General features: G+C 55.2%; 10 protein-coding genes. 4 read left to right on the plus strand and 6 right to left on the minus strand.

Annotated elements, in window-relative coordinates; genetic code table 11:
• Window positions 1-48: 48 nt before the first annotated feature.
• The 6 genes from ACFOLF_RS21335 to ACFOLF_RS21360 form a co-directional block, all read right to left on the minus strand.
• Window positions 49-927, minus strand: coding sequence for a tetratricopeptide repeat protein (locus ACFOLF_RS21335; RefSeq protein WP_210046246.1), 879 nt, complete (start codon window positions 925-927; stop codon window positions 49-51).
• 17 nt (window positions 928-944) lie between these two features.
• On the minus strand, window positions 945-1895 hold the full coding sequence (locus ACFOLF_RS21340) for an ATP-binding protein (protein WP_210046245.1): 951 nt from the start codon (window positions 1893-1895) through the stop codon (window positions 945-947).
• A gap of 36 nt (window positions 1896-1931) precedes the next feature.
• Complete coding sequence (locus ACFOLF_RS21345; protein ID WP_210046244.1) at window positions 1932-3680, minus strand: SulP family inorganic anion transporter; 1749 nt, start codon at window positions 3678-3680, stop codon at window positions 1932-1934.
• Window positions 3681-3859: 179 nt separating this feature from the next.
• Window positions 3860-4195: an ArsR/SmtB family transcription factor gene (locus ACFOLF_RS21350; protein ID WP_210046243.1), complete on the minus strand. Its 336-nt coding sequence runs from the start codon at window positions 4193-4195 to the stop codon at window positions 3860-3862.
• Between the two features lie 418 nt (window positions 4196-4613).
• Window positions 4614-6413: a sensor histidine kinase gene (locus ACFOLF_RS21355; RefSeq protein ID WP_210046242.1), complete on the minus strand. Its 1800-nt coding sequence runs from the start codon at window positions 6411-6413 to the stop codon at window positions 4614-4616.
• 13 nt (window positions 6414-6426) lie between these two features.
• Window positions 6427-7995 (minus strand): response regulator, encoded by a 1569-nt coding sequence (locus ACFOLF_RS21360; protein ID WP_210046241.1) that lies wholly within the window; start codon window positions 7993-7995, stop codon window positions 6427-6429.
• 208 nt (window positions 7996-8203) lie between these two features.
• Here ACFOLF_RS21360 and ACFOLF_RS21365 point away from each other — a divergent pair, with 208 nt between their 5' ends.
• The 4 genes from ACFOLF_RS21365 (at window position 8204) to ACFOLF_RS21380 (ending at window position 14216) form a co-directional block, all read left to right on the plus strand.
• Window positions 8204-9175 carry an ABC transporter permease gene (locus tag ACFOLF_RS21365; protein WP_210046240.1) on the plus strand — a complete coding sequence of 324 codons (972 nt, stop codon included), beginning with the start codon at window positions 8204-8206 and terminating at the stop codon, window positions 9173-9175.
• Between the two features lie 92 nt (window positions 9176-9267).
• Window positions 9268-10158: a carbohydrate ABC transporter permease gene (locus ACFOLF_RS21370; protein ID WP_210046239.1), complete on the plus strand. Its 891-nt coding sequence runs from the start codon at window positions 9268-9270 to the stop codon at window positions 10156-10158.
• A 250-nt stretch (window positions 10159-10408) separates the two neighbouring features.
• Window positions 10409-12046: an extracellular solute-binding protein gene (locus ACFOLF_RS21375; RefSeq protein ID WP_210046238.1), complete on the plus strand. Its 1638-nt coding sequence runs from the start codon at window positions 10409-10411 to the stop codon at window positions 12044-12046.
• Window positions 12047-12149: 103 nt separating this feature from the next.
• Window positions 12150-14216: an alpha-galactosidase gene (locus ACFOLF_RS21380; RefSeq protein ID WP_210046237.1), complete on the plus strand. Its 2067-nt coding sequence runs from the start codon at window positions 12150-12152 to the stop codon at window positions 14214-14216.
• Window positions 14217-14297 lie beyond the last annotated feature (81 nt).

Below are 14297 nucleotides of genomic sequence, written 5' to 3' on the forward strand. Positions count from 1 at the left end.
CAAATGGCAGCTAATCCCTTTGACCGGGCCTTTCCATTTGCCTCAATATCATTTTCCCCGCTGCGAGGGAGACCGGCGGAAGCCAAACACCTTGAGATGAACAAGCCACTTGCTGGTCCAGTAAGAGAGAACATGCAGCAGGATGAGCAGCAGAATCAGCGGCTTGAACAGCACAAAAGCAATGAACCACAGAAGAAGCAGCTGCCATCTCTTCAATCGGGTCACAAACCGGGGCAGCAGCAGGATGCGGTAGAACCAATAGGATTTTTGCAGCATTTCCAGATACTCGGTGCGCGACTGTTTATTATCGGGATCAAGTCGGACGGCGGCATTCATCCGCTCTACCGCCTGTTTGTGCTCGCCGCGCCGATCCGCCGCCCAGCCCGTGTACAGAAGCACCTCGATATTCTCCGGTTCTTCCCGCAGAGCGGTCGTCTCTGAATCCCTCGAGGCATCATGCTTGCCTGTTAAGGCAAGGGTATAGGCATGAACGGCGTAGTTAATCGCCGAATGATGAAGGGCGATGGCCTGCTCCAGCAGGACGCGGGCCTCCTCATACTTGCCATGCATAATCAGATACTGCCCCTTCAGCCGGTAAATATAATCCTCCTCCGGAAACATCCGCAGCATCTCGGAGCTTACCTGCAGGAATTTCTTCCACTCCCTGCGTTCGTAGGCAATGACGAGCATGATCCGCCAAGGGAGCTCGAATTCGGGGTCGCGCTTCAAAGCCTCTTCGCACCAATGGAGAGCTTTGCCGGTATCGGTAAACTGGTAGACGAAGGCCAGCATGCCGAGCGCCACGGAATCATCCGGAGCACTCCGGACCCAATCCTCGGCTTCGGTCAGCGCTTCCTTATAGCGTTCCCAAGCGACCAGCTGATTGATTTTCTGAAGGGTTTGCGTTTGCATTCGATAAGGCTGCACAGCGTCTGCACCTCCCGTCAGCGAAGCCGGTGCTGCTTCATATAATCCAGGACGACCTGATAATCTTTGTTGGAATCGCTGAAGGTGGCGTAATTCTTGGCCGTCTGGAACCACTCCAGGGTGGTCGGCTTGCGGCTTTTCAGGCTTTGCGCCATATCCTCGTTGGTTATCGGCTGAATGCTGCCCGCCTTCAGGGACCGGTGCAGTGCAAGCTGCGTGGCATCGTCGACCAGCTGGTTCAGATCCGCGCCGGAGAAATGGGTCGTCTGCCCGGCAAGCTTGCGGATATCAAGCTCCTGCTGCGGCTTGCCGGCTGTCTTCAGCTGGAGAATGGTGGCGCGCTCTTCAGCGCCTGGCGGCGAGACGAAGGAAAGCTGGTTGAAGCGGCCGGGACGGCGGAGAGCGGTATCCAGATACCAGGGCGTGTTCGTCGCTCCAATAACGAATACCTGATCATTAAACGACTCCAGTCCATCCAGCTCCAGCAGCAGCTGATTGACCAGCATCCGCTCGTGATGCTGCCGCATCTGGTGCCGGCTGCCGCCGAGAGCGTCGAGCTCATCGATGAACAGCACGCAGGGCTTCTCCTGCCGGGCTCTCTCGAACAGATCATGCAGATTATGCTCGCTTTCGCCGATATACATGGATAAAATGGCTTGAAGCTCGAGATGGATGAAGTTCGCGTTGATTTCGCCGGCAACCGCGCGGGCCAGGAAGGTTTTGCCGCAGCCGGGAGGACCGTAGAGCAGCAGGCTTCCGCCGGCCTGCTTGCCGAAGGCCTCGAACATTTCGGGCTGCTGCAGCGGCAGCACAAAATTCATGCGGATATTCTGCTTGACCTCTTCCAGCCCGCCTACATCGTCGAATGTCGTCTTGGGCTGTTCGGTCTCAATGAGCGATTGCTTGTCTTTATCAAAATGAATCACTTTCAATTTGGGGCGTTCGCTTCGCTTTCCGTCATCAGACATGAGAAAATAGCTCCTCTCTTGGTGTGCGGCTACCCCTTATTTTAGCTCATGCGACCGCTCAATAACAGCCATGCCGCCTCCTTGCGATAATTTGCCGCATTCACGAAAAGCAAAATGGCTGCAGCCGACACATCTGCCAGCATCCAGTTGGGTCAAAGCATAATCAATCGCTTCGCCCGTATGCCGGAATAGATGAGTGGCGCCGATTCGCGCAGCCAGACCGGTCTTCTCCAATAGCTTCATAGGCTGCGGCCGGGTACCCGACAAAAGAACCCGGCCGCCTGAACGCTCGAACCGGCTCACCAGGCGGGCCAGATTATATTCGCCGGTCGTATCCATAAAAGGGACCTTGCCCATGCGCAGAAGCAGAATCCGGGGCCCTGCCTCCATACCCGCCATGAGCGACTCTTCGAATAAATGGGCGGCGCCGAAGAAGAGCGGACCATCTACCGTGTAGATGCTGATTTGGGGGCAGTCATGGCCATCCGACACCATATAGGCCTTCACCTTCCCGTGCCTGGCGAGCGGGTCTGGCAGCATCTTGGAAACGTCCAGATTCTGGCTCATCCGCTTCACGAAGAGAATGACGGCCAGCAGGAGCCCCACCTCAACGGCGGTTGTCAAATCCGTAAATACGGTCAGCGCAAAAGTAAGGGCAAGAACGAGGGAATCACTTGTTCTTGTCCGGAGGACATGGGCAAATTCATGCCGCTCGCTCATATTCCACGCCACCAGCATCAGAATGGGGGCCATGCTGGCCAGTGGAATTTCCGAGGCGTAGGGGGCGAATAAAACAAGCACCAGCAGCACGACAATGCCGTGCACAACGCCGGAGAAAGGGGATACGGCCCCGCTTCGGATATTGGTCGCCGTCCGGGCAATAGCCCCGGTTGCCGGAATGCCCCCGAACAGCGGGGTGATCATATTGGCGATTCCTTGCCCGATCAGCTCGCGATTGCTGTTATGGCGGCTGCCGGTCATGCCGTCGGCAACGACTGCCGACAGCAGCGACTCGATGCTTCCGAGCATCGCGATAATAAAGGCCGGCCGGAGCAGAGCTTCTATTCGATCCCATGTCATGTCCGGCAGATGAAACTGAGGCAGCGCACTTGGGATGGCCCCGAAGGAGGAGCCGATGGTCGCGACATGTCCGGGGAAGCATACAGCCGCAATGACCGTGGAGATAAGAATGCCCAACAGGGAAGCCGGAACCTTCGGCATCCATTTGGGCGCAAGCAGAAGCACCGCCAGGCAAATCGCCGCCGTCAGGACGCTGTAAAGATTGACAGTCCCCAAATGCAGGAGGATTTCCTTCATGTTCGGCACGAAATTCTCATGTTTTGCGATCCCGCTCAGGCCCAGAAAATTGGCAATCTGGCCGCTGAAAATAATAACGGCGATCCCCGAGGTAAAGCCGATGGTCACAGGGCGGGGGATGTAACGGATGAGCGCGCCAAGCTTGAATATTCCCATGAGCACAAGAATCATCCCGGCCATGAAACCGGCGAGGAGCAGATCCTCATAGCCATACTGCATGACAATGGCGAAAAGGATGGGGATAAAGGCGCCGGTTGGGCCTCCAATCTGAAATTTGGAGCCGCCGCACAAGGAAATGATGATACCGGCGACAATGGTCGTATAGATGCCGTACTCCGGCTTGACGCCAGCGGCAATAGCAAACGCCATCCCCAGCGGAATGGCGATTATGCCCACAATCAGACCTGAAACAAGATCCTTGCGGAGGGCGGCTGCATGATAGCCCTCGAACCTTCCTGACCATCTCATCCTGATACCTTCTTTTCTTCATATATTTGATTATTTGAATATATACAGGATGAATGGTACTCCTTGTGGAGAGATGCTGTCAAACATGAAATTCCGCTGCTTTTTACGAAAGCGCATGGAAAGAAACAAAAAAACAAGGGTATCCTGAATCATGCTCAGGAATGCCCTTGTTCTGTCGGTCAAGTCTCTTTTCGAATATCTTCCAGCAGCGAGATGGCATCCACAAGGTGGTTGTCAAAAATCCGCTTCGTCACGGCGAGCAGATCCTTGATCAGCGGATCTCTTAAGGAATAGATGACCGAGGTGCCATCCTTAATGCCATAAACCACATTTTTATTCCGCAGCACCGACAATTGCTGGGATACGGCGGAACCCTCCGAGCCCAGAATGCTCTGCAGCTCGTTTACGTTTTTATTTCCTTCGCACAAGGCTTCCAGAATCCGGATTCTCATGGGATGAGCCAGCGCTTTATAGAAATCGGCTTTAAATTGTTGGATATTCTGGTGGTGATTCATTGCAGCCCTGCCCCTTCACCCGATAAACTTTTGAAGATATGAATATAATAGCATAGTTTATCAAGGGGGAGCATCAAGAGAACCGGTTGGCGCTGTCTTCAGCGGCGATGCAGCAAGGTTTTTCCGGGATGGAGTGGCGAAACCCGAGGGGGTGGTGCTTGTAAGCAGGTTTTTACCTTGCTGGAGCTGTCGATTGGGCCAAGTTCGCCGTTGATTCAGCGTGCAGCAAGGTTTTTTCGGGTTGCAGTGGCGAAACCCGAGGATATGGTGCGTGTAAGCAGGTTTTTACCTTGCTGGAGCTGTCGATTGGGCCAAGTTCGCCGTTGATTCAGCGTGCAGCAAGGTTTTTCCGGGATGCGGATCTGCACGGTCATGCAGCGCCGCATCGCGCGCTGGAAGCTGTCAGCTCTGCCCGCTGCTACAACGGCCCGCTGACGGGAATGCGGATCTGCACGGTCGTGCCGATGCCGAGACGGCTGAAGATATGCACGCCGTAGTGTTCGCCGAACGTCATCCGGATGCGGCGGTCGACGTTGCGGATACCGTAACCGGATTTGTCCTCCTCATTCCCTCCGCCGCGCACGAAAGCAAGTCTCTCCGGGCGCATGCCCATGCCATCGTCTATCACCTCCAGCACAAGCGTGCCGCCCTGCGTCCTGGCCCGGATAATAATGTTGAGCGGCGCCTCGTCATCCCAAATGGCATGGTTGATGGAGTTCTCGATGAAGGGCTGCAGCGCGAGCTTGACAACCGGGTAAGGCGATACCGATTCGTCGATATCATAGTGAATATTGAGCATTCCCTCGAACCGCAGCTGCTGTATGGCTACATAGGCCTGGGTCAGCTTCAGCTCCTCGCCAAAGCTGATGATCGTCTTTCCTTTATTGAGGGAAATCCGGTAGAATTTGCCCAGATTCGTCACCATCTTGTGAATCCGGGCATCCTCGCTAAGCATCGCTAGAGCGGAAATGGAGGCCAGCGTGTTGTACAAAAAGTGGGGATTGATCTGCGCCTGCAGCATACTCATCTCCGCTTCCTTCTTGGCGATTTCCTTCTTGTAGACAACGGTGATCATTTCCTTCAGTCGGCGGGACATCTTCAGCATGGCGAAGGCCAGCTGTCCGACCTCGTCATGGCCCATGAACGTGTCAGGCATGCTGAAATCCTCACGCTCAATGCGGCGGGTCAGCTGGAGCAGCGTCTCGATGCGTTTGGTAATTAACCGCGCTGTCAGATAGATGAGCAGTATGGCGAGCCCGACGATGAATACAGCCAGCGTGAACAACCGGGAAAAAGCCAGTTTGACGTTTTTAATCAGGCTGTCGTAGGAGACGATAGAGACCGTCCTCCATCCGCTGCCGATGCTGTTGTAGACCACATATACGCGCTCCCCCTTGTAATGCCCCATGAAGCTTCCATCGGGCTCCGCGCTCCAATTCCCCTGAACAAGCCCGGCCAGCGGCTGATTGAGAAGCGTCTTGTCGCGGGCAGAGACAATTGCACCCTCCTCGGAGACGATGAACAGCTCCTTGTTCTTGTTTTCTTTCTCAATCAGCGCGTAAATATCGGCCTCCGGGATCTCCATGGTCAAATAGCCGTAGGGATAATTAAGGCTGTTGTTATCGAGCAGACGCGCGAGTACGACCCGGGCTGGCTTGCGCTCCTCGATTCCCTTTACAACCTGATCGTCAGGCGGATTGGTCGCTGTCATGACGGTGAATGTGACGCTTCCGTAGGATTTGCTGACAGGCTCGTACCACGGGCTGCGCCTCATCTTCTCATCCGCTTTGCGCAGGAACACATTATCTGCCGGAATGGTTTCATTATGCGTATAGATGGTCATGCTCATAATCTCGTTATTGGTGGTAAGTATATTCTTGAAGGTGCTGTTGATATAGGAATAGGCGTCGATAAGCGAGCTTTCGCTGGAATAGGTTTGAATCAGAATATCGCGCAGGCGCGGGTCCAGATATAAGGAAGAGGAGACCTTGGCGTAAGCGTCCAGCTTCGTTCTCAGGTTGGCGCTGATCTGGTCGGTCGTGACCGCCATGGAGGCATACGTCTGCCGGGTCAGCTCGGCTTTCATCGTTCCATAGGAATAGAAGGCGAAGAATAGGAGCGGCGCGACCGCAACCAGCGCGAAGACGGCGAACAGCTTGTTGCGAAAGCGAATATTCAGAAAAGGCCGGGTAAGGACGCGCTGAAGCCCGCGGAGCAAGAAGCATTCCTCCTCAAATTTGTTTACGGTAATGATTCGGCGTCATCCCGGTGGTCCGTTGGAAAACCGAGCAGAAATAGGAAACATTCTCATAGCCGACTCTGCCTGCGACTTCATGGATTTTGAGCGATTTGTCCGAGAGCAGCATGGAAGCCCGCTCCATTCTGCGGTCTGTAATCGCCTCGAGAATCGTCTTGCCGGTCTTGTCCTTGAAGATCGACCGGATATAATTCGGCGACAGATATACTTCTTTGGCAATCTCTTCGACGGTAAGGGAAGTCGAGTAGGAGCGGTCGATAATCTCCTGCACATGCCTGGCCACATGCTGGTGCCGGTCCTTGTCCTTGTCTGCCAGCGCCATAGCAAGCGTACTGCATACGTGGAGAATATGTGCTTCAATTTCTTCCAGCGTAGTACAGTCGTTCATGATGATCCACTCGCTGTTGAAGGGGCGGTGCTGCTCCTTGAAGGCTCCGGCAAAATGCTGCTCGACAGCCGTAACCAGCCGGACGGCGGCGCTGCGGGCAAGCTGGGGATGAATATGGCGCTCCCTCAGATCGGCGGTGAAGCGCTTAATTTCCAATTCCGCTTCATCCGGCAGCATCAGGCCGATCAGGCGCCGCAGCGTCTCGAGGCTGCCGCCGATCTCGACCTCCCCCATGACCGTGCCGCGGAGCTCCTCTGCAGACAGCAGCGCTCCGCTGCCATAATAGAAGCTTTGCCCTGATGCGCTGCGGGCTTCCTTCACCAGTTCCCCCGCATCCTCCAGCCGTTCGCCCGGACGGGACAGCCCGATGGTCAGGGCGAGCGGGAATTCCTCGCCGATTGTCTTCTGGAGCTGCCGCAGCGGCTCCGGATCACCGTCAAGCAAAGAAGCGGGGAGCAGGGCGACGAAAGCGCCATATCCCCAGTCGATCAGCTCGCCCGCAAATCCCATGGCCTGGAGCTGGCTGCGAATGGAAACACGGACGCTGCGCTCAAGCGGCCCCAGGACGTCCGGCCCTGTAGAGGGCGCCGCCAGTTCAGAGGGAGAGGCTCCGGCGGTTTGCATATAGACTGCCGCGTACCTCCACCTGAGCGGCAGCCTGCGGTCGAGCTCGGCAAGCTGGCGGGCAAGCTGCGCCCGGCCCTGCTCCGATTCCTCCAGCAGCAGCTCGCGCAGCAGCTTCTCCTTCGCCAGCGACTCCGAACGGGCGGCCAGCCTGGCCTCCTGGCATTTGAGCTTCACCTTCTCCATCAGTTGGGCGAGCTCATCGAGATCGACAGGCTTCAGCAAATAGCCGGTCGCTTCCACTGCAAGGGCGCTTTTAATATATTGAAACTCGTCATGCCCGCTTAAGAATACGATGGATATCTGCTTGTGCAGCCCTTTGGCGCGTCTGGCAAATTCCAGTCCGTCCATAATGGGCATCCGGACATCCGTCAGAATGATGTCAGGCAACAGCTGCTGCGTAAGCTCCAGAGCCTCGCGGCCGTTCTTTGCCGTTCCAACCACGCGGATATCCATATCAGACCAGGGAACACAGTCAGTAAGCGCTTGCAATTCCATTTTCTCATCGTCAACAAGCAGAATCTTATACAAGGGAAGACCACGTCCTTTGCCGCAGAAATAGGATAACAGCTGAATTTAATTGTAGTCGGTCTGACGCATTTCAACAATCATCCGGCTGGAATTCCGTTATTTTGGACTATGAATCGGAGAATTCTGGCATATAATCCTCCCCGCTGCTGAATTTATAATGAGGGTACTTCAAGGGCGAATGCGACTTGGCACAAAAGGAGGAATTGGCATGAGAGCCTACGCGGACGCACAAATGCCGGGTAAACCAACCCAAACGCGAGGACGTTCATGGAAGCGCTTGCGGCAGCAAAAGTGGCTGTGGCTGATGATTTTGCCCGCGTTTATCTGCACGCTGCTGTTCTCGTACGGCCCGATGTTCGGACTGTACATGGCGTTCATTAATTACCAGCCGGGAGGCGCTTCCTTCTTCGGCTCGTTCTTCCACAGCGACTTTGTGGGGCTGCAGTGGTTTGAATATTTTCTGAATAACGGCGACTTCCGCATTATTCTGCGAAATACGCTGGCCCAGAGCCTGCTCAGTCTGCTGCTCGGCTTTCCGGCACCGATTATTCTGGCGCTGGCAATCAACGAGGTGAGGCAGCGGGCTTTCAAACGGGTGGTGCAGACCGTATCCTATCTGCCGCATTTCATCTCCTGGGTCATCGCCGCGAATATTATCGTGACCCTGCTCGCCTCGGACGGTCTCCTGAACAAGGTGCTTGTGCTGCTCCATGTGACGAATGAGCCGATCGCTTTTTTCCAGAACGGGCATTATTTCTGGTGGATTATCGCTTCCTCCAACACCTGGAAGGATATGGGCTTCAACGCCATCATGTATTTGGCTGCGATTGCTTCCATCAATCCGGAGCTGTATGAGGCGGGCAGAGTGGACGGGGGAAGCAGGTGGCGCCTGATGCTGCATATTACGCTGCCGTCTTTGCGGCCGACCATCGTCATTCTGATGATTCTTGCGGTGGGCGGCGTGCTGAATGCGGGATTCGACCAGCAGTATCTGCTGCAGAACGATACGATCCTCCAGTATTCGGATGTTATCGATACCTACACGTACCGGTATGGATTGCAGAACAGCATGTTCTCCTATGGAGCGGCTGTGGGGCTGTTCAAATCCGTTGTCGCTTTTATGCTGGTGCTGATGGTGAACAATATCGCCAAGCGGGTCAACGATCAGTCGCTGTTTTAAATCTACGGGAATCACTTGAAAGATCCTCTTGAATACGAACGATATGGGGAGGACACCCGTACTTGCCGCCCGGCAGAGAAAGGAGTACAAGCATGGAAAGCAAAAGCATGGGAGACAGGGTCTATATCTCGGTTGTTTATCTCTTCTTGCTGGTTGTGCTGTTTGCGACCTTCTATCCGTTTTGGAACATATTGGTTTTGTCGGTCAACAGCGCGTCCGATACGATTAAAGGCGGCATCTATTTTTGGCCCAGAGAGTTCTCCTTCACCAGCTACAAGCAAATTCTGACCGATTCCGAGATTCTGAACGCCATCGTCGTGACGGTGGCGCGGACGGTCATCGGAACGCCGCTTACGGTGCTGGTCATCAGTCTGCTGTCTTACCCGTTAAGCAAGCGTGATCTGTTCATGCGCAGGCCCATTACGCTTTATTTTATCTTCACGATGTATTTTGGCGGCGGCCTTATTCCGTATTATATGGTTCTGAAAAGCCTGCATCTGATCGACACGTTCTGGGTCTATATCGCCCCGGGGCTGATGAATGTGTTCTATATGATTCTTGTGCGGACCTTCATCGAGCAGCTGCCCAAGGAACTGGACGAGTCGGCCAAAATCGACGGAGCCAACGACGTGCAGACGTTTATCAAAATCATTTTGCCGCTGACGATGCCGGTGCTGGCTACGATTGCCCTGTTCACAGCCATTGGACACTGGAATGCCTGGTTCGATTCCTATGTCTTCACGTACAAGTCCAGCCTGAAGACGCTGCAGGCCGTGCTGGTCAAGATTCTCAACCAATACCAGACCGGCAGCATGGTATCGGATGCGCAGAAGACGGCGGATTCCGCCAAACGGCTGGCGGTCTCCCCGGATACGATCCGGATGGCAGCCACCATGGTGGCAACGCTGCCCATCGTGCTTGTTTATCCCTTCCTGCAGCGGTATTTCGTGAAGGGCATGACGCTGGGCGCGGTGAAAAGCTGACGGTCCGCGTAATGAAAGCACGCAGCCGCAGGGAAGGAACTCACGCTGCCGCCAAAGGTCGGCACAGCCGTTTCTTCTTGCCCTTATAGAATGTATTAGCTTCCCTTTTATCCATTTCTATAAGGTTTATGGGAAGAAACTCACACTGCCGCCAAAGGTCGGCACAGCGTTTCTTCTTACCAGGCAGCACATTCCGGGCCTGGTGCACCGGATCTATGAAACTCACATTTGAATGTAGGGGGAAAAGAACATGAAGAAGAAAACAGCATCCATTCTGATGATGCTGGCGCTTGCCGGCTCACTGCTCGCAGGCTGCGGCAACAGCGGCAGCAACGGAGGAAGCAATGGCGAGGCCGCCAATAACGCAAATGCCGGAAGTCAAAACACAGGCGGGGATACCGCCAAAATTTCGGAGCCGCTTACGCTCACATTCTTTGACAAAAACACGGGCGATGCTTTTACGAATGAAGTCGCCAAGGAAATTACCAAGCGGACCGGCGTAACGGTGGAAATCCAGCAGCCGACCGGCAACCCGGCGGAGAAATTAAATCTCATGCTTGCCAGCAACGATCTGCCGGATATTGTGCTCCTGGACCGGGGCAGCGACATTGTGAACAAATATATCGCCGCTGGCGCGATCATTCCCCTGGATGATCTGATTAAGAAATTCGGTCCGGATGTGCAGTCGCAGTATGGCGATGTGCTCAAGAAAACCCGCTATACGGATGGCAAGAACTATTATCTCTCCAACTGGTACGGCATGGATACCGATCCCGTGCTCGGGATGAACATCCGCAAGGACGTCCTGACGGAGCTGGCCCCGGATAAGGCGGAGGGCGGACAGCCGTTCACAACGGATGAATTTACACAGCTGCTCAAGGATTATAAGGCCGCTCATCCGTCCGTCGACGGCAAACCGACGATTCCGCTTACCTTCAATGCCGAGAATATGGGAGCCGTGCTGGGAACCTTCAAAGGGATGTGGGGCTTGAAAACCTATTATGAGGACGCCGGCAAGCTGAGATTCGATGTCGAGGACCCGAAATACCGGGAACTGATTATGTACATGAATGATTTATACCGTCAAGGATTAGTCGACCGCGATTGGGCGGTCAGCAAGACGCAGACCTGGGAGCAGAAGCTGTCCAACGGCATCGTGTTCTCGACGCCTGGCGCTTATTGGGATGTGGGCAACGCCAATAATGCGCTGAAAAAAACCGGCGGCGAAGATATGCAGATGATGGCCTACAAGGTTGTAGCTCCGGGTGTGGACCCCGCCAAAACCACATTTGGGCCGCGCAGCCCCCTTGGTTGGGACGCCATCGCCATTACGAAGAACAACAAGCATCCGGAAGAGACGATGAAATTCATGAACTATCTGGCGAGCGACGAAGGACAGTACCTGCTGATGTGGGGAATCGAGGGCGTGCACTGGGATATGAAGGACGGCAAGCATACGCCGCGGCAGGAAACGCTTGAAGGTCTCCAGAACGATAACCCGGACGATCCAATGAAGAAAGCGGGCATCCGCAAATGGACCTGGTTCATCAAGAACGGCGCCGGCAGCGATGGTACGCCGTACGGCCTGGGACAATACAACCGCAATATAATCGATAAAATGGCGATCAAGAACCTGGCCGATACCGTATTTGACTCGTCGCCGTACGATAATCTGGGACCGCAGGGCGGAACGCCGGAATCGCTCAATTACCAGAAGGTTCAGGATGTCATCAAGCAAAGCATCACCAAGATCATTATCGCAGGCGATGCAGCGACGGCCAACTCCATGTACGATGCGATGCTGGACCAGATCAAGACGGCCGGCGGCGAGAAGGTCGAAGCGATCATCACGGATAATTACAACAAGCGCATGGAATTGTGGAAGTAAGCTGCTGTTTTAGAAGGGTCGGCGATGAACCGGCGGGGAACATTTTGTTCACCAGCTTCCAGGAAGCGGCAGAGATCAAACAAAGGCAGAGGAGGTACGCCAAATGAACACCCGGCTTATTCGGATAGAGACGGAAGCGGACAAAACGTCGGTATCGCTGGATAACGGCATCCTGACATTGACGGTTGATCTTGGGAGCGGAAAATATGGCATACGCTGGAGGGACGGCTCCAGGCTGATAGGAATAGACTCGGGCTTTAGTCTGGATGGATCCATCCGCCGCGCGTCGGAGTATGAATCCCGCCAACTGAATGCAGCGGCAGCTGATGAGGTTTCCGATGCCATCGGCACAGGGCGGTGCTTGACGGTTCTGCATACGGGGGAGGGCCTCCCCCTGCTTCGCCAGCAGTTCACGGTGTATGAGGAGCAAGCGTATATCACCGTGAAGCTGGAGGTCGATGCGGAATCCGGCGGCAATCTGGAATCGAACTATATGGCCCCCGTCCTTGCGGATGCCTCATCAGGACCGTTCATGTCGCTTGGGCTGCCGGAGGGTCACGCTCTGCAGGCGCTGCTTGTCCCTTTCGATAACGACAAATGGGTGCGTTATGAATCGGTTTCGATGCCGGGAGAGATGGAAGGCTATGAAGCGACGGCCCTCTATGATCCTGCATCGGGCAAAGGCATGGTGATGGGCTCGGTTACGCACGATACATGGAAGACGGGTCTGCGGGTAAGGAGCGCCGCCGCCGGATGCGTGGAGAGCCTGGAGATTTATGGCGGCGCGGCGGGCGAGCTTAGCCGGGACTCCATCCCGCATGGAGCCATTGCGGGAGCGATGCTTGAATCGCCGGTTATTCTGCTCGGCTCCTTCGGGAGCTACCGCGGCGGATTGGAGGCATTCGGGCATGCCAATGCCGCCTTTGCGCCTGCGCTTCCATGGGAGCATGGCGTGCCTTTCGGATGGAACAGCTGGTCCGCCGTCGGGGGAAAGCTGGATTACGATGTATACAGCAAAACGTCGGATTTTCTCCGGAAGCTGCAGGACAATGGATTTAATAAGGAAGGAACCGTCTATGTAAACTTCGATTCCTTCTGGAATAACCTGACGCCGGAGCAGCTGGAAGCCGCTGTGCGGCAGGTGAAGGATAACGGGCAGAAAGCCGGTATCTATTGGACTCCGTTCGCGTTCTGGGGCACCGGCTTCGAGCGCGAGGTGGAAGGAACGGAAGGCCGCTTTACGTATAACGATATGCTGCTGCGGGACAGGGAGGGAAATCTGCTGCCGAGCCTGGATGGCGGGCTGGCGATTGATCCGACCCATCCCGGCAACCGGCTGCGGACGGATTATCATTTGAAGCGCTTCGTGGAGTGGGGCTTCGACTATGTGAAGCTTGATTTTCTGGGACATGGCGCGCTGGAGGGCAGCCATCACAATCCGGATATCCGTACGGGAATTCAAGCCTATAATTTCGGAATGGATTATATCGTGCGAAGCCTCGACCCGCAGAAGATAGGCAGGCCCTTCCATATCAATCTGTCCATCGCGCCGATCTTTCCCCATATCTACGGCCACAGCCGGCGCATATCCTGCGATGCCTTCGGAACGCTGGCGGATACCGAATATATGCTCAATTCGCTGACCTACGGGTGGTGGATGAACGGAACCATTTACCGCTATAACGATCCGGACCATACGGTGCTGTATCAGAGCTTCAATCAGGAACCTACCTCGTACCACGAGGGGCGCAGCCGACTCAACGCTTCCGTCATAGCCGGCACCCTGATGATGATGGGGGATGATTTCCGCAAGGAGGAAGCCTGCCTCCGGGCGGAGGAATGGCTGGCGAATCAGGATATCGTGGCGCTCGCGGGCCTCGGCGAGACCTTCCTTCCGCTAGTGGAGGCAGAAGGCCCGGCAGCGGCGAACGTCTTCGGGCTGGTCCGGTCCGAGGGCGGGAAAGACTGCATCTATCTGGCTGTCTTTAACTTCCAGACCGATGCTGCGGCAGAGATTACGGTTCCGTCCGGCGGGATCGGGCGTTGGGAAGAAGATACGCCGTATACGCTCAAGGACTTATGGTCAGGCGCTGCCTGGGCTGCCCGGGGCGGAGTTCGCATTGAACTGGAGCCTGCCGAATCCCGGCTGGTCAAGCTGATGCTGGAGTAAGGGTTTCTCTCTGTTTGTATCGAAGGATCGAACGAATGGCCTTTTTTAAAGAATGGAGAGCAGACCGGCTAGAGGTCTGTT

This window comes from Paenibacillus sepulcri (genome assembly GCF_042647105.1).
Classification (GTDB): domain Bacteria; phylum Bacillota; class Bacilli; order Paenibacillales; family Paenibacillaceae; genus Paenibacillus_Z; species Paenibacillus_Z sepulcri.